Origin of the sequence: Sphingobacterium sp. ML3W, assembly GCF_000747525.1 — a bacterium.
Lineage (GTDB): Bacteria > Bacteroidota > Bacteroidia > Sphingobacteriales > Sphingobacteriaceae > Sphingobacterium.
Genome location: NZ_CP009278.1, coordinates 1754998 through 1771007 on the forward strand (window position 1 = coordinate 1754998; position 16010 = coordinate 1771007).

The 16010-nt window shown below is 36.4% G+C and carries 18 protein-coding genes and 1 riboswitch; of the genes, 9 read left to right on the forward strand and 9 right to left on the reverse strand.

The window, feature by feature from the left end; translation table 11 throughout:
• Window positions 1–35: 35 nt before the first annotated feature.
• A riboswitch (Fluoride riboswitch) is annotated at window positions 36–98 on the reverse strand.
• A gap of 5 nt (window positions 99–103) precedes the next feature.
• Genes KO02_RS07560 through ubiE form a run of 5 tightly spaced genes read right to left on the reverse strand, consistent with a single transcriptional unit; the run spans window position 104 to window position 2993 of the window.
• Window positions 104–478 (reverse strand): DUF423 domain-containing protein, encoded by a 375-nt coding sequence (locus KO02_RS07560; RefSeq protein WP_038697216.1) that lies wholly within the window; start codon window positions 476–478, stop codon window positions 104–106.
• A gap of 10 nt (window positions 479–488) precedes the next feature.
• A complete protein-coding gene (locus KO02_RS07565; protein WP_038697218.1) occupies window positions 489–935 on the reverse strand; it encodes a GNAT family N-acetyltransferase in 447 nt (148 codons plus the stop codon).
• A gap of 53 nt (window positions 936–988) precedes the next feature.
• Window positions 989–1438 (reverse strand): GatB/YqeY domain-containing protein, encoded by a 450-nt coding sequence (locus tag KO02_RS07570; protein WP_038697220.1) that lies wholly within the window; start codon window positions 1436–1438, stop codon window positions 989–991.
• A gap of 16 nt (window positions 1439–1454) precedes the next feature.
• Window positions 1455–2216, reverse strand: coding sequence for an SDR family NAD(P)-dependent oxidoreductase (locus KO02_RS07575; RefSeq protein WP_038697222.1), 762 nt, complete (start codon window positions 2214–2216; stop codon window positions 1455–1457).
• Window positions 2217–2252: 36 nt separating this feature from the next.
• On the reverse strand, window positions 2253–2993 hold the full coding sequence (ubiE, locus tag KO02_RS07580) for a bifunctional demethylmenaquinone methyltransferase/2-methoxy-6-polyprenyl-1,4-benzoquinol methylase UbiE (RefSeq protein ID WP_038697224.1): 741 nt from the start codon (window positions 2991–2993) through the stop codon (window positions 2253–2255).
• Between the two features lie 431 nt (window positions 2994–3424).
• Here ubiE and dnaB point away from each other — a divergent pair, with 431 nt between their 5' ends.
• Window positions 3425–5032 carry a replicative DNA helicase gene (gene dnaB / locus KO02_RS07585; protein ID WP_038697226.1) on the forward strand — a complete coding sequence of 536 codons (1608 nt, stop codon included), beginning with the start codon at window positions 3425–3427 and terminating at the stop codon, window positions 5030–5032.
• 100 nt (window positions 5033–5132) lie between these two features.
• Here the strand turns inward: dnaB and KO02_RS07590 are convergent, their stop codons facing one another.
• Entirely contained in the window at window positions 5133–5537 is a 405-nt protein-coding gene (locus KO02_RS07590; RefSeq protein WP_038697228.1) for a hypothetical protein, read from the reverse strand.
• A 164-nt stretch (window positions 5538–5701) separates the two neighbouring features.
• On the opposite strand from KO02_RS07590, the gene dinB reads away from it, so the two are divergent.
• The 6 genes from dinB to KO02_RS07620 all read left to right on the forward strand — a co-directional run bounded on the left by dinB (window position 5702) and on the right by KO02_RS07620 (window position 12767).
• A complete protein-coding gene (dinB, locus tag KO02_RS07595) occupies window positions 5702–6802 on the forward strand; it encodes a DNA polymerase IV (protein WP_410528204.1) in 1101 nt (366 codons plus the stop codon).
• A gap of 98 nt (window positions 6803–6900) precedes the next feature.
• Entirely contained in the window at window positions 6901–9030 is a 2130-nt protein-coding gene (locus tag KO02_RS07600) for a S9 family peptidase (RefSeq protein WP_051959806.1), read from the forward strand.
• A 154-nt stretch (window positions 9031–9184) separates the two neighbouring features.
• Window positions 9185–9973 carry a hypothetical protein gene (locus KO02_RS07605; protein WP_038697232.1) on the forward strand — a complete coding sequence of 263 codons (789 nt, stop codon included), beginning with the start codon at window positions 9185–9187 and terminating at the stop codon, window positions 9971–9973.
• A 15-nt stretch (window positions 9974–9988) separates the two neighbouring features.
• Window positions 9989–11146 carry a 1-deoxy-D-xylulose-5-phosphate reductoisomerase gene (locus KO02_RS07610; RefSeq protein ID WP_038697234.1) on the forward strand — a complete coding sequence of 386 codons (1158 nt, stop codon included), beginning with the start codon at window positions 9989–9991 and terminating at the stop codon, window positions 11144–11146.
• Window positions 11147–11166: 20 nt separating this feature from the next.
• Window positions 11167–12492: an RIP metalloprotease RseP gene (rseP, locus tag KO02_RS07615; protein WP_038697236.1), complete on the forward strand. Its 1326-nt coding sequence runs from the start codon at window positions 11167–11169 to the stop codon at window positions 12490–12492.
• Between the two features lie 71 nt (window positions 12493–12563).
• The gene (locus KO02_RS07620) at window positions 12564–12767 is read left to right on the forward strand and encodes a YwbE family protein (RefSeq protein WP_038697238.1); all 204 of its coding nucleotides are present in this window, start codon (window positions 12564–12566) and stop codon (window positions 12765–12767) included.
• A gap of 75 nt (window positions 12768–12842) precedes the next feature.
• Here the strand turns inward: KO02_RS07620 and KO02_RS23200 are convergent, their stop codons facing one another.
• The 3 genes from KO02_RS23200 to panB all read right to left on the reverse strand — a co-directional run bounded on the left by KO02_RS23200 (window position 12843) and on the right by panB (window position 14534).
• Window positions 12843–12995: a 30S ribosomal protein THX gene (locus tag KO02_RS23200; protein WP_081918322.1), complete on the reverse strand. Its 153-nt coding sequence runs from the start codon at window positions 12993–12995 to the stop codon at window positions 12843–12845.
• 101 nt (window positions 12996–13096) lie between these two features.
• On the reverse strand, window positions 13097–13705 hold the full coding sequence (locus KO02_RS07625; protein WP_038697240.1) for a hypothetical protein: 609 nt from the start codon (window positions 13703–13705) through the stop codon (window positions 13097–13099).
• 13 nt (window positions 13706–13718) lie between these two features.
• Window positions 13719–14534, reverse strand: a complete 816-nt coding sequence (panB, locus tag KO02_RS07630; RefSeq protein WP_038697242.1) for a 3-methyl-2-oxobutanoate hydroxymethyltransferase — start codon at window positions 14532–14534, stop codon at window positions 13719–13721.
• 124 nt (window positions 14535–14658) lie between these two features.
• Here panB and KO02_RS07635 point away from each other — a divergent pair, with 124 nt between their 5' ends.
• Window positions 14659–15402 carry an RluA family pseudouridine synthase gene (locus KO02_RS07635; RefSeq protein ID WP_038697244.1) on the forward strand — a complete coding sequence of 248 codons (744 nt, stop codon included), beginning with the start codon at window positions 14659–14661 and terminating at the stop codon, window positions 15400–15402.
• Window positions 15403–15414: 12 nt separating this feature from the next.
• On the forward strand, window positions 15415–15999 hold the full coding sequence (locus KO02_RS07640; RefSeq protein WP_038697246.1) for a TlpA family protein disulfide reductase: 585 nt from the start codon (window positions 15415–15417) through the stop codon (window positions 15997–15999).
• Window positions 16000–16010 lie beyond the last annotated feature (11 nt).

Genomic DNA, 16010 nt, shown 5'->3' on the forward strand with positions numbered 1-16010 from the left:
ATCATACACCATTACAAACGGTACAGCTTGTACCATCTAAAGTAGACGTCATCAGCTTCTTAAAGCGGTTTAGGGCAGACATCATTGCCTTATTTAGGTAAAATTAAATAAAACGGATGATTAATGCAACCCAACCCACGATCATTAAGAGTCCTCCTAGTGGTGTGATAGGGCCTAGGAATTTTAGATTCTTATTCCAATACTGCGCGAACGACAGCAAATAGATGCTAACTGAAAATAATAAAGTACCCGCAGTCATACTATAGAAGGCTAATCGTTCACTGTAAAGATCAAAATGTAGATTGAAGCCAAGCACTAATAAGGTAATTGCTATATACATTTGATAACGAACGCCAACTTCAAATGAGGCAAGTTTTTCTTCGCTGATTATTTTTTTAAAGGCATGTGCCCCAAAAGCTCCTAACATAATTGCTGTGGAACCTAAGATTGCTGCTGTGATGATTACAAGATTATTCATAAAAGTATGTTTAGGGTTTTATCATATCAATGTGGGGGATTCCGAAATCCAAGTATTCTTCTGATACTTGTTCAAATCCAAAGCAACCATAAAATTTCTTTAAATAGGTCTGAGCACCGATCTGAATAGCTGTCTGGCCATGTTTTTCGTAAGTTAGGGTAATTGCTTTTTCTACGAGCGATTTGCCATAATGATTTCCCCTGAAGGAAGGGTTCGTGACTATACGTCCAATAGATGGCTCCGGATAAGAGAAACTTGGTGGTACAAGTCTCGCATAAACAATAATTTCATGGCCGATTTCTGCCCAAAGATGGGAGCAATGGAAATCTTTATCGTCCAATTCTGGGTAAAAACATTGTTGTTCATTGACAAAAATATTTACCCGTAATTGCAGAATGCGATATAATTCTTCCGTAGTCAATTCGGAGAAAGCCTTATGTTTCCAAAATAATTCCATAAAAAAGAAGAGCTATATTGCTATAGCCCTTTTATAATATTACGTGTATTCAATTAAGCTAATAATCCTTTTACAAGTTCAGAGATGGTGCGGCCATCAGCTTTCCCTGCCAATTGTTGGTTAGCAGCTGCCATTACTTTTCCCATATCTTTCACCGAGGATGCTCCGGTAGTACTGATGATTTCCTTGATAATCTTCTCGACTTCTTCCTTACTTAATTGTTGTGGTAAGTATGCTTCAATAACTTCCTGTTCTTCGACCTCAATCGCATATAAATCTTCTCTGTTTTGATCTTTGTAAATCTCAGCAGATTCTTTACGTTGTTTAACTAATTTCTGAAGAACTTTGATTTCTGTTTCTTCTGTCAATTCTTCGCTATGACCTTTTTCAGTCTTTGCTAGTAAAATTGCTGCTTTCACAGCACGTAAGCCACGTAATTTACTCGCATCTTTTGCGATCATCGCTGCTTTAATATCCTGATTGATTTTTTCTTCTAAAGCCATATTTTAATTGATTTTATTATTTTCTATTTATGATCGTTCCTGAGGCCTGCGCAGTAGGCATGATAATAAGGTCATTGATGTTGACATGCTGGGGTCTACTGATGACAAATGATATCGTTTCTGCGATATCTTTTCCCGTTAATGCTTCGATACCTGAATATACATTTTTCGCACGATCCTTATCTCCCTTAAAGCGCACTTCTGAAAACTCTGTTTCAACCATTCCAGGGTTGATACCGGTTACTTTTATTCCCTTTGAAAGTAAGTCAATACGCATCGCTTGATTTAGCGCATCTACCGCATGTTTACTGGCGCAGTAGACGTTTCCATTGGGGTATACCTCTTTAGCAGCGATTGATCCTAGATTGACGATATGCGCTCCTTCTTGGTTCTCTAAAAGGGGTATGACAGTTTTTGTTACGTACAATAGTCCTTTAACGTTGGTGTCAATCATACTATCCCAATCGCCGATGTCACCATCTTGAATGGCATCCAAACCTTGACTTAGGCCCGCGTTATTGATCAGGACGTTGATGTTTTTCCATTCTTCAGGGAGGTTATCTATTTTAGTTTTTACTTCATCGTAATTACGAACATCAAGTTCAAAGATGTGAATAGCGAGTTTCGGGTATTGCTTTGTCAACCTATCCTTGATTTCTTCTAATCTTTGGAAGCGACGAGCGCAAAGTAATAAGTTAAACCCTTCATGTGCGAAGACTTCGGCACAAGCTTCTCCGATACCTGAACTTGCCCCTGTGATGAATATTGTCTTTGACATCGTATTGATATTAAAAATGAAACTTAATTGCGAGTTTTATTTTGTCGCGATATAAATGGTACAAACCCCGAAAGTTTGAGGACGAATGATTGTGCTTGAAAATCCTACAGCTTTTGTAATTGTCGCAAATTTTTCCCCATCGGGAAATCTAGCTACAGATTCCGGTAGATAGGAGTAAGCGCTTGAGTCTTTTGAGAATAATTTTCCTATTGTTGGTGTAATCCTTTTGAAATAGAAATTATACAATTGTTTTATTGGGAATTTTTTAGGGTTAGAAAATTCCAATATCACTGCTTTCCCTCCTGGTTTCAATACACGACAGATATCTGCTAAGCCTTGCTCTAGGTTTTCGAAATTACGAACCCCAAAAGCTACAGTTACAGCATCGAAGCTATTGTCTTCAAATTGAAGATGCTCAGAATCGCCAAGCTGAACTTCAAACTGATCGGATAGCCCTTTTTGTTTAATCTTTTGTTGTGCAACATCGAGCATGCCTTGGGAGATGTCTACCCCAATTATTTTTTTTGGATTCAATATCTTAATCGATTCCAGGGCAAAATCACCCGTTCCTGTCGCTACATCGAGCATGTACTGCGGAGCAATTGATTTTAAAGCATTGATTGCTTTTTTACGCCAAATTATATCGATACCTAAAGATAGAAAATGATTTAAAAAATCGTAAGTTTTTGAGATGTTATTAAACATGTCTGCAACTTGTTGTTTTTTACCGTCTTTTGCGTCTTTGTAAGGTTTTAATGATGATGCTTCATTTGTCATAGTAGCAAAGATACAATATTCTGATTGAGCTTTAATATGATCGAAAAGGAAAAAATGAAATCGCGGATTTTTCTGATTCAATCTCTTGTCGAATTAATAACAGGAATGTCCTTTTTAATATTTATTGGTTTTGTATTGTACGATTGCTAGGATAATTAGCGTAACTTTGTTAACATAGGGTAAAGTTGTTAACATTTATATAAGGTGTTGTTATTTAGCTATGGTTTTTGTTTATCAACATTTTTTCCCACATCAATTGTGGAAAAGTATCGATGTAAATCGATGTTTATCAAAAGCTTTTAGGGTCATTGTTTTCACAACTAATTTGACTGTGTACAACTCTTAAAAAATGTCAACCTTATTTTTTATACATTTGCTATCCGCTATCAATTTTTTAGCGTACATGCACACGTTTTGGATATCACATAAAGATGAGTAACGATAATAATTTTGAAGATAAAAATGCTGGAACTGGAAAGAAGACCAATTTCGGAGAGCGTAGAACTAAACTCAATAACTTAGTTGGCGGCATGGGCAAATTGCCTCCGCAAGCTTTGGATTTAGAGGAAGCAGTTCTAGGTGCTTTGATGTTGGAAAAGAATGCTTTAAGTGAAGTTATTGACATCCTTAAGCCAGAATCTTTCTATAAAGATGCACATCAGAAAATTTTCGAAGCTATTTTTAGTTTATTCCAAAAATCATCTCCCATAGATTTGTTAACTGTAACTGCTGAGCTTCGAAAGATGGGAGCTTTAGAGATGGTAGGTGGTGCTTACTATATAACGCAATTAACCGATCGTGTTGTTTCTGCAGCTAATATTGAATTTCATGCTCGGATTATTTCTCAGAAATATATTCAACGTGAATTAATTAAAGTTTCAACAGAGATCATCAACAGTTCTTATGATGAAACTTCTGATATCTTTGATTTGTTGGATCATGCAGAGAAGAGCTTGTTTGATATTGCTCAAAACAACTTAAGAAGAGATTCTAGGAAAATGGACGACATCATGCGTGAAGCAATATCTAATTTGGAGTTGTTGCGTGATCGTACTGATGGATTGACAGGAGTGCCTTCGGGTTTAACGGCATTAGATCGCATGACCTCAGGATGGCAACCTTCGGATTTGGTTATTATTGCTGCTCGTCCTGCAATGGGGAAAACAGCTTTCGTATTATCTATAGCACGTAATGCCGCGGTAGATCATAACAAGCCTGTTGCGGTTTTCTCACTAGAGATGTCATCGGTGCAGTTGGTGAATCGTTTGATTGCTGGTGAAACCGAAATAGAACAGGAGAAATTAAAGAAGGGGAATTTAGCCGATCACGAGTGGCAGCAATTGCATTCTAGAATTGGACGCTTGACTGAAGCGCCATTGATCATTGATGACACTCCGGCTTTAAATGTGTTTGAATTTAGGGCAAAATGTAGGCGTTTAAAGGCGCAGCATGATATTCAGATGGTTATTGTCGATTATTTGCAGCTTATGCAAGGTAAAGCTGATGGTAAAGGTGGTGGTAACCGTGAGCAGGAGATTGGTAGTATTTCAAGAGCCTTGAAATCTGTTGCGAAAGAGTTGAATGTTCCTGTATTGGCATTGTCTCAATTAAGTCGTGCGGTAGAGTCACGTCCTGGGAACTCAAAACGACCTATGCTTTCGGATTTACGTGAATCTGGGTCTATTGAGCAGGATGCGGATATGGTGTTGTTTTTATATCGTCCTGAATATTATGGTATGACAGAGGATGAAGAAGGACGTTCTACGGCTGGATTAGGAGAGGTTATTATTGCTAAGCATCGTAATGGTGAAACTGGTATTGTTCCACTTCGTTTTATAGGTAAATATGTGAAATTTGTGGATTTGGAAGATGAGTTCTCAGGAATAGGTGCTGCTGATGGGTTTAATAACCCTACTTCATTTAGCTCTCCTGCTATGAATCCTTCTGCCCTATTTAGTGGAGGTGATAAGGGCGGTATGACTGGTGGTATTACCATGCCATCACGAATGAATGATATGCCTGATGATGCTCCATTTTAATGAAAAATAATTAAATCGTCTAAGTTTCTCAGATTTTAGTCTGATCACTTGGAATGATGCTATATCATGATAAAGGGCTGTTCATAGAACAGCCCTTTATTTATTTCATGCGGATAATTTTATCAACCACATAAACGGTATTTCCGCGCCAAGGTAATATTCCATGGTACTCTTTATAGTGTAAGTCGAAAAATTTTCCACTGTTCGTTTCAAGCTGTTTGAAAATGGCATCATCCTCAATGGAGAATTCGAACTGATTGCTGGTAATACCTCCTGTTTTCATCTGTCCAAAACCTTCTTGGATAAGTTTGCCTTCGTAAGTTTTGAAAACGTTACCTTTTTTTACGGCGTAATTTAAATAGCCGGATTTAACACCTTCTCCAAATACGAAGTAATATTTATAATAGGTTGCACATGCTCCAATGGCTACGATGAGTAGGATAGCAATGGTTAAAAACTTTTTGAAACCACCTGATTTTTTTTGTGTATCAACAGAATTGTTCATAATATCTTTATTTTAATATAAATATATAGGTTTTATCGTCAATATAATTATTCCCTCTAAAATAGAGATAGTCGTTTTTATTTTAATGTAGCGTTTTGTCTAAAATTATGATCAGATGAGACATCTCTGTATATAATTATATAGATTTGTCTTGACAAGAAGTTATGATGGATAGCACGACAGATAGGAAGAGGAAAATTATCCATTTGGATATGGATGCATTTTTTGCTTCTGTTGATCAACGTGATTTTGAGGAGCTGCGAGGGAAGCCTATTGCTGTTGGTGGATCTCCAGATGGTCGCGGTGTAGTGGCTACCGCAAGTTATGAGGCGCGTAAATATGGCGTTAAATCAGCTATGTCTTCTTCAAGTGCTCTAAAATTGTGTCCCCATTTAATATTTACTAAGCCTAGATTTGACGTTTACAAGCAAGTGTCAGACCATATTCGTACAATTTTCAATCGTTATACGGATTTGGTTGAGCCCCTGTCTTTGGATGAAGCTTTTTTAGATGTTTCTGATGATAAGCAAAATATTGGATCAGCTTTGGAAATCGCAAAAAGAATAAAAATTGTGATAAAGGAGGAGCTTAATCTAACGGTATCAGCAGGGGTTTCTGTCAATAAGTTTGTTGCAAAGATAGCTTCGGACATGAATAAGCCAGATGGTCTTACTTTTATAGGTCCGTCCAAGATTTTTTCTTTTATGGAGGAATTGCCTGTCGAGAAATTCTTTGGCGTAGGGAAAGTGACAGCAAATAAAATGAGGTCATTAGGTATTTTTAAGGGTTTAGACTTAAAAAAGCAATCGCATACCGATCTGGTTCGATGGTTTGGGAAATCGGGCGATTTCTTTTACCAAATTGTAAGGGGAATCGATGATCGACCTGTCGTCCCGAATCGTATTCGTAAATCAATCGGTATTGAGGATACTTTTTCTAGTGATGTAGCGCATGTAGAAGATTTAAAATTAATCTTACAGGATTTAAGTACACGACTTTATGGTCGCTTAGAAAAAGGTGACAAGCGGGGGAGAACCTTAACATTAAAAGTGAAATATGCAGATTTTACAGTATTGACGCGAAGTGTTTCCATTTTACAAGTTTTTAAAAAGCAAGAAGAAATGTATCAAGTTGCTCTGGCGTTATTCCTTAAATTGGAGTCGGATAAAAAGGTTCGTTTAATGGGAATTTCGATTTCAAATTTTCAAGATGAAAATAATGAACGCTTCGAGGGGTATCAATTATCGCTGTTCGATGATGAATGAATTTTGTGTTCTTAATAACCTTGTTACAACTTAAATTTCTTATAAATAAGGGCAATTTCCTATCTTAGTGCTCAAACTTAGATAATCTTCATATTTAAATGAGTAAATTAATTACCGCGCTGAGTCTTACGGCTTTTATTCTGGTTTCAGAATCTTCAGTTCAAGCGCAACAAAAACGATTGGATTTTGATCAATCTTGGGGGAATCGAAATTCATTAACACAGAGCATCAACAGTTATTCAGGTTGGGCAAATAATAATGCTTACTTAGAACGTGATGCCCAAGATGGTATAACGTATCAAGTAGATTTGAAAACAGGAAAACGCGAAGTGTATATTGTGCCTGCTAAATCTTCTATAAAGGTATATGTCTCCAAAAATGATATTTTCATTCAGGATGGCAGTCAGGAAGCAAAGCAATTGACAAATTCTCCTGATATTGAAGAGCAAAATCCGACACTCTCTCCAGATGGCAATTTTATCGCATTTACACGCAAAAGTGATCTTTATGCTATTGATCTAGTTTCAGGAAAAGAAATTCGCTATACGAATGACGGTACAGATGTCATTTATAATGGTTGGTCTTCATGGGTCTATTATGAAGAAATTTTAGGTCGATCGACGAACTATAAAGCTTTTTGGTGGTCGCCGGATAGTAAAAAGCTCGCTTTTATGCGCTTTGATGATACCAAGGTTCCGATGTTTCCGATTTATGTCTCCAAAGGTCAGCACGGGTATCTTGAAGAGACACGTTATCCAAAGGCTGGTGATCCAAACCCAGAGGTTAAAGTTGGATTTGTCAACGCGACGGGTGGTCAAGTTACATGGTCTGATTTTAACGAAAAAGATGATCAATACTTTGGTCAACCTTACTGGAGTTTTGATAGTAAGAATATCATGGTGCAGTGGATGAACCGTGACCAAAATAATTTGAAGTTTTATCAGGTTGATCCTATCTCTGGCCAAAAAGTGGAGATTTATGACGAAAAACAACCTTCGTGGATTAACTTAGATCATGAAGAACGCATTACTTATTTAGCCGATAATAAACATTATATCTTAAAATCGGATCAGACAGGTTGGGCTCATTATTATTTGTATACGTTAGATGGTAAGCTATTAAATCCAATCACATCAGGTGACTGGCAAGTAACTTCATTGGAGTATATTGATGAGAAGTCTAAAGTGGTTTATTTTATGGCACGAAAAGAAAATTCGGCTCGTTGGGATTTGTATCGCGTTGATTTTTCAGGTAAAAACTTGAAGCGATTGACATTTGGAGATTATTCTCATGACGTGAAGGTTTCTCCGAATGGTCAATATTTCATTACGAATTATTCCAATGTGAGCACACCAAATAAAATAGCGTTAGTCGATAACAAAGGAAAAGTTATTAAGGAATTGGCCGATAGTAAAGCGGCGGATTTTAATGGATATAAATTTGGCGAAACAAAGTATTTCACTATTAAATCTGATGATGGACAGTATGATTTACCGGTGGTAGTTACTTACCCGACAGATTTTGATGAAACAAAAGAGTATCCCGTTATTTTTAGTATTTATGGTGGCCCTGATGCTGGAACAGTAAAAGATACTTGGAAAGGTACTAGAAGCCAATATTGGGCTAATGAAGGTGTTATTCAGGTCTCTGCCGACCACCGTGCATCTGGCCAATTCGGAAAACAAGGGGTAGCGCTTATGCATCGCAACTTGGGCCACTGGGAAATTATAGATTACGTTACGGTTGCAAAATGGTTTAAAGCGAAACCTTGGGTTGCTAAGCATAAATTTTTGATTACGGGCCATAGTTATGGTGGTTACATGACTTGTTTGGCTATGACAAAAGCGGCTGATGTTTTTGACTTTGGTATCGCTGGTGCTCCTGTAACATCGTGGGAATTATATGACACCCATTATACAGAGCGTTGGATGGATACACCTCAGGATAATTCTGAAGGATACAAAAATGGTTCTGTATTAACGTATGCAGATAAATATAAAGGTGTATTAAGAATTATGCATGGTGATATGGATGATAATGTTCATTTGCAAAATACCATGCAATTGGTGGATGCATTGACAGATCGTGCTGTTCCTTTTGAATTGATGATTTATCCTGGTAGCCGACATGGTTTTGAAAGATCTAAGAGTGCTTATGATTTTAAGGAACGTGTACGTTTTTATTATCAGTATTTGCTCGAAAAACCAATTCCAAAAGAATTCAAATAGGCGTGTAAAAACAGAAAAAGCCATCTCAAAATTTTATTTGAGATGGCTTTTTTGTTAAGTCGCCTTTTATCTGTAAAAAAAGAAGAAATATTGGAGCGTTAAATTGTTGATAACCAAAAATTATTTCATCTTTGTGTAATCTATTTTTATTTCAATGATTCAGTTTCTCAAGGAGAGCACTTTTGCTGTTAATGAAGTTTTAAGCAAGTCAATTCGTATACTAAAGGGACATTATTTCTCTATTGGGGGATTGTTATTGTCTATTTTTTTATTGTTTGTACTTGCACATGAACTGACGTTTTATTTGGAAACGTCAAGTCTACTCATCAAAATCCCTTTGATGTTACTGTTTGCGATTAGTTTATTAGGTTTACAATTGTTCCTTTTTAAATACATTTTGAATCTATTGGATCATAAAGAGAACGTAGGGCTTGTGAAAACATGGCCATCGTGGTCAGAATTGGTTTCTTTTTTAGGAGGAATTGTCGTTTTTACCTTTGCTTCTATTTTGATTTCTGTATTTGCAATGATCGTGTGTTTCCCACTTATTTATATGGGGATTGATACGGAAGTAGTTTCTTTTGAAGTTGTACCAAATGTAGCGGCTATATTATCATTCTTTATTTTGCTCCGAATTTCATTTTTCCCATTCTTTATCATTGATAAAGGAGCGAATGTGACAAAATCGCTGCGATGGAGTCTTGCCATTACAAAGGGAAATATCGTTCGCCTATTTTTAATTCTATTGAGTTTAGCGTTTGCTAGTGTAATGAATATCTATTGGGTCTATATGGATTATTCTATTATGGCGATAATATTTAGTATAATAAATTCGTTTTTGATTATTCCATTGACATCTGTGGTTTACACAGTTGCTTATAGGGACATGATTCAGGAATATAAGGGAAGTGAAGACCCCAGTATTTTAAGTAATATATTTTAATAAAGAATTTTGATTTTGAAGAAAAAAGGAATCGCTATTTTAGGTTCGACGGGTAGTATAGGTACACAAACCTTAGATGTGGTTCGCGCTTTTCCTAGTCATTTTAATGTTGTTGTATTAACCTGTGCTTCGAATGCTACGTTGCTCGTTGCTCAGGCTTTGGAATTTCTACCCCAAGCTGTTGTTATTATCAATGAAGACCTCCTTGATTTTGTTCGGTCAAAATTAAGTCATACTTCCATTGCTGTTTATGCAGGGATATCTGCATTGGAGGAAGTGGTACAGTTTGAAGCAATTGATGTTGTTTTAAATGCTATCGTGGGGGCCGCAGGATTAAGACCAACAGTGAAGGCGATTGAGAGCGGGAAAGATATCGCTCTTGCTAATAAAGAGACATTGGTTGTCGCTGGTGAGCTGGTTATGCAATTAGCTTCGAAACATCAGGTTAAGATGTTACCTGTGGATTCAGAGCATTCAGCAATCTTTCAGTGTTTGGCCGGGGAGGAAAAGAATCCTATTGAGAAAATTTACATCACGGCCTCTGGTGGTCCTTTTCGTGGAAAAGATCGTTCCTTTTTATCATCAGTTAAAAAGGAACATGCCTTAAAGCATCCAAACTGGGTAATGGGTGCCAAAATAACCATTGATTCGGCTTCTTTAATGAACAAAGGACTGGAAGTGATAGAAGCTAAATGGCTTTTTGACCTTGAAGTTGATCAAGTTGATGTTATTGTACATCCGCAGTCTATTGTGCATTCACTGGTGCAATTTCAAGATGGTTCTATGAAAGCGCAACTTGGATTGCCCGATATGAAATTGCCGATACAATATGCCTTGTCTTATCCCAATCGTTTGGAGAATAATTTTGAACGATTTAATTTCTTGGATTATCCGGAGCTGACTTTCGAAAAACCCGACATGGCAACTTTTAGAAATTTGGCTTTGGCCTACGATTCATTGCGGAAAGGTGGTAATCGTGCATGTGTTTTAAATGCAGCTAATGAAATTGTCGTTGATTCCTTTTTGAATGATAAGATTAGTTTCTTGGGGATGAGTGATGTTATCGAGGCTGTGTTGGAAAAAGTAAATTACCTTGTGAGACCAAGTCTAGATGACTATATTGAGTCGGATTATGAGGCAAGGAGAATTGCGAGAGAAATAATCATTAAGTAAAATTATAGAAGAAGAGATACATGGGTGTTTTAATTATGGTGGCGCAAGTTATTTTAGGCTTGTCAATTTTAATTGTATTGCATGAGTTAGGTCACTTTTTAGCGGCTAGGGCTTTTGGAATCAAAGTAGAAAAATTTTATTTGTTTTTTGATGCTTGGGGTGTCAAATTATTCAAATTTAAATATAAAGACTGTGAGTATGGTATTGGTTGGTTGCCTTTAGGTGGTTACGTTAAGATTGCGGGTATGATCGATGAATCGATGGATACTGAGCAGTTGAAAGGTGAACCACAGGATTGGGAATTCCGTTCCAAACCAGCTTGGCAACGTTTAATTGTCATGTTGGGTGGTATTATTGTCAATGTGATTGTTGGTGTCATTGTATTTTGGATGTTAACATTCAAAATGGGGACTACCGATATTAAAAATGATCAATTGGTGAATGGTATTGTACCAGGAGAAATTGGTAAATCAATTGGGTTGCAGGTAGGAGATCGTATACTGGCCATCGATGGGACTAAGATTGAAAACTATTCTGATTTGATCAGTTCTAAATTATTGATGGGGGGAGTTGACTTGACGGTAAACCGTGGAGGTATCGATACTCAGGTACACGTTCCTGCAGATATTTTGAATACAATTGCAGATAAGAAGGATGAGAAGTTTATAGAACCCCGTATGAAAATGACTGCTGTTGCAGCTACACAACCAGGTTCTGAAGCAGTAAAAATGGGCTTTATCAAAGGGGATAGTATTATTGCTGTTGATAATACACCTATCCAGTTTTTTGACCAATTTAAGGATCAATTAAAAGGGAAAGTTGGAAAGCAGATAGAATTGAAAGTTATTCGTGATGGCCAAGAACAATTATTAAGTGGTGTGGTTCCAGCGGATGCGATTTTGGGTTTTAATGTCAATCCAGATCAAACACTTAAAACATTTACAATACACTATAGCCTATTAGAATCTTTACCAATGGGTGCAAAGAAAGCATTTACTGTTATTACAGATAATGCAAAAGGGTTTGGTAAAATATTTAAGGGTGAAATTCGTGCAGATAAAGCACTTTCTGGACCTGTTGGTATAGCACAGTTATTTGGAACAGAAGTGGATTGGGTACGTTTTTGGTCATTGGTAGGTATGTTGTCGATGGCCTTAGCATTTATGAATCTATTACCTATTCCTGCTTTAGATGGAGGGCATGTTGTTTTCCTTTTGATTGAAATGATACAAGGAAAGCCGCTTAGTGAGAAGTTCTTAGAAAAAGCACAAATGGTAGGATTCTTTATTTTGCTGGCTTTGATGGTATTCATTTTTGGAAATGATATTTTTAAATTATTTAAGTAAGAAATATTAAGCTTATTGAACAAGGTCTTACTTCATTTGTAAGACCTTGTTTATTTTTAGATATTTGTATTATGGATGGAAAAACTAGAGCAACGATTAAACCAGGGATGTTGGTTAACATTATCTTGAAAAAAGATCAACGTTCCGGAGAACTTACAGAAGGTATCGTAAAAGATTTATTGACTTCGGCACCTTATCATCACAGAGGAATAAAGGTTCGTTTAATGGATGGTCAAATAGGTCGAGTTGCAGAGATTATTGAAGACGATTTTTAAGTCGGTCTTGCATTTAATAAAAAAGCTTCTATCCTTAAAAGGATAGAAGCTTTTTTATTAAATATTTTCAGCGTTTTATTGTGCTGTTTCAGCTTTAGGTAGCTCTTCTTTTGTTACCTCAGTTGCTTTGGTTGTCTTGTTTACCCTTGCTTTATTTTTTGGTCGCCTAACACCATAAGAACCATTTGTGATTTTTCCTTTTCCGGTTTTGATATCTCCTTTGCCCATACTTCAATGTGTAAAATTAGTGATAGTTGAATTATTCAGCTGTTTTTCAGCTGAATAATTCAATTTAAGCAATTAAAGGCTAACTATCAAATTTATTGAAATTATATAATTGGAAATATCTTTTTCTGAAGATCAATTTTATAATTTTTCTTTAAAGTGTCGAAAAAATTTTGGTTGCTAGCCGTATTTTGAAACACGAGATAGGGTATTTCGACTATTTTATCTTGTGTTTTTATTCTGAAATAACCAAATAAAAGACCTTTAGTATTTTGAATGGATTCTATCTGTTGCACTGCCTTCACATCGGTGAGCATATTAAAGCGATAAGTCTCTTTTGTAGTCGATTCAATAAGCACTTCTGCAGTTTCTTTATTGTACCATATAATTTGATCTGTTGCTTTCTTTAAATGATTTTTAAAAAGAAAAAGGTAGCCCATCATATAAATGGAAATTGGAAGTAAGAAAAGGAGCAACTTAACCTTAATAATCAATGCAAGCATGATAATTAATAGGATAGCGCCAATTCCTACATTTTTCATCACTTTTTGCGAAGTGTCTGCAATGATAAGTTTAGAGGTGTCTATTTTCTGAAAACCATTTCTAACAATAATAGTTGGACTACTACTGGTCGTAAACGAACTTGTTAACTTTTTACTGATAAAGTATAGCAAGAATAGAATGAGTCCAACTATTAAGATGATTTTGGTCATGACAGTTTATGTATTAATACTGTTCGTTATCATTTGGGTAGTTTGTTGCTTTTACGTCAGCAACATATTGTTCTACAGCACCGGTTATTTCTTGATATAGTTGTGCATATTGTCTTAAGAATTTCGGTTTAAATCCTTTTGTTAAACCTAGCATATCATTGACTACCAAAACCTGTCCATCACATTGATTACCAGCTCCAATACCTATTGTTGGTATCGTTAACGAGGCGCTAACTTCGGCTGCTAATTTTGCTGGTATTTTTTCCAATACAACAGCGAAACAACCTGCTTCTTGTAGCGCTAAAGCATCTGCTTTTAATTTCTCGGCTTCACTATCTTCTTTTGCACGGACACCAAAATTTCCGAATTTATTGATTGCCTGTGGCGTCAATCCTAAATGGCCACATACAGGAATTCCAGCGTTTATGATTTTTTTGATATTGTCAATGATTTCAATGCCACCTTCCAATTTAAGGGCGTGTGCTCCAGATTCTTTCATGACACGTACTGCAGAGAGATAAGCTTGGTCGACGCTACCTTGGTATTCTCCGAATGGAAGGTCCACTAAAACTAAAGCTCTTGTTGTGCCACGTACGACAGAAGCGGCATGATAGATCATATGGTCTAATGTGATAGGAAGGGTGGTCTCGTAACCTGCAAATACGTTCGCAGCCGAATCTCCTACTAAAATGATGTCGATTCCACCTTCGTCAAGCGCCTTTGCCATTGTGAAATCATAACCTGTTAACATCGCAATTTTTTCATGGCGATGCTTCATTTCCTGCACTTGTACTGTTGTGATACGTTTTATTTCTTTATTTACAGACATTACTTATAATTTAATTAATCAAAATTAGAGAAATTCGTTGAATTAAGGTCATTAATTGTTGATTTTAAAATGTTAGTTGCGCATTTACCAGATTAAATTGCTTTGATTTTACTATTTTTGTAGGATGAGAGAAAACGAGACTCGCTTATTTAAATTTCCGAAATTTTCCGACCTTATTGTATTTGAAGATGACAATTTGATCGTTATTAATAAACCACCTTTTGTCGCTTCTTTGGACGAACGCGAGGGAGGGGAGGTCAATATATTACGCTTGGCGAAAAAATATCATGCTGATGCACAAGTTTGCCATCGATTAGATAAGGAAACATCGGGGCTGTTACTCATTGCTAAAAACCCTGAAACTTATCGCTCCGTTTCAATCGAATTTGAAAGACGTCGTGTTAATAAAGTATATCATGCCATTATTGCTGGGACGCATACTTTCACGGATCTAAAGGTCGAACTACCAATTTTAAATCAAGGTAGTAAAAATGTATCTATCGATCGTGTCAATGGTAAAGCGGCTACTACAATTTTTAATTCTTTACGTTATTTTAATCATTTTACTTTAGTGGAATGTAAACCAATTACGGGACGTATGCATCAAATCCGAATTCACCTGGCAACGCAAAAAGCTGCTATTGTAGGGGATGACATGTATCATGGAAAGCCTGTATATTTGTCGCAGATTAAAAAACGCGGATTTACTTTGTCCAAGAATGAAGAGGAACAACCGATTATGAAACGTTTTGCGTTGCATTCTAGGTATGTTGACTTTACAATTGATGGCAAGAAGTTTGAATTTGAAGCACCGTATCCCAAAGACTTTGCGACTTTACTGAAGCAATTAGAAAAGTTTGACTCTTAAAAAGCATGTGCCATGAATCCAAAAACGAAAAAAATAATCGTTAACGTTGTATTTGCAGTCTTTCTTCTTTTATTATTATGGCCAACAAGTAGGGCGTATTTTCAGCAAGGCTTAATGAAAATCGGTTTGTTTAAGCCCTCTCTTGAGGAGCCTAAAAAAATAGATTCAGCGTCTACGATACCTACTCAGAATAACATTTCTTTTAAGAATGATATGGGAGAGGTCGTGCATATGACTGATTTGAAAGGGAAAGTGGTTTTTATCAATTTTTGGGCTACTTGGTGTCCTCCTTGTATTGCAGAGATGCCTTCAATTGCTGTTTTATACGAGCGGTTGAAAGATAATAAAGATGTTGTTTTTCTTATTGTGGAGATTGAAGGTGAGTCTGAAAAAGCAAACAAGTTTATGCAAGGTAAGCAATTAACTCTTCCTGTGTATTATCCAAATTCTCAGATTCCACAAGAATGGTTAGGCGGATCGATACCCACAACAATAATCATCAATAAAGAAGGCGAAATCGCGACTAAACATGAAGGTTTAGCCGATTATTCTCGTCAAGATGTCTCTGATTTTATAATTGAATTAACAAAAAAATAAGTACAGAATAA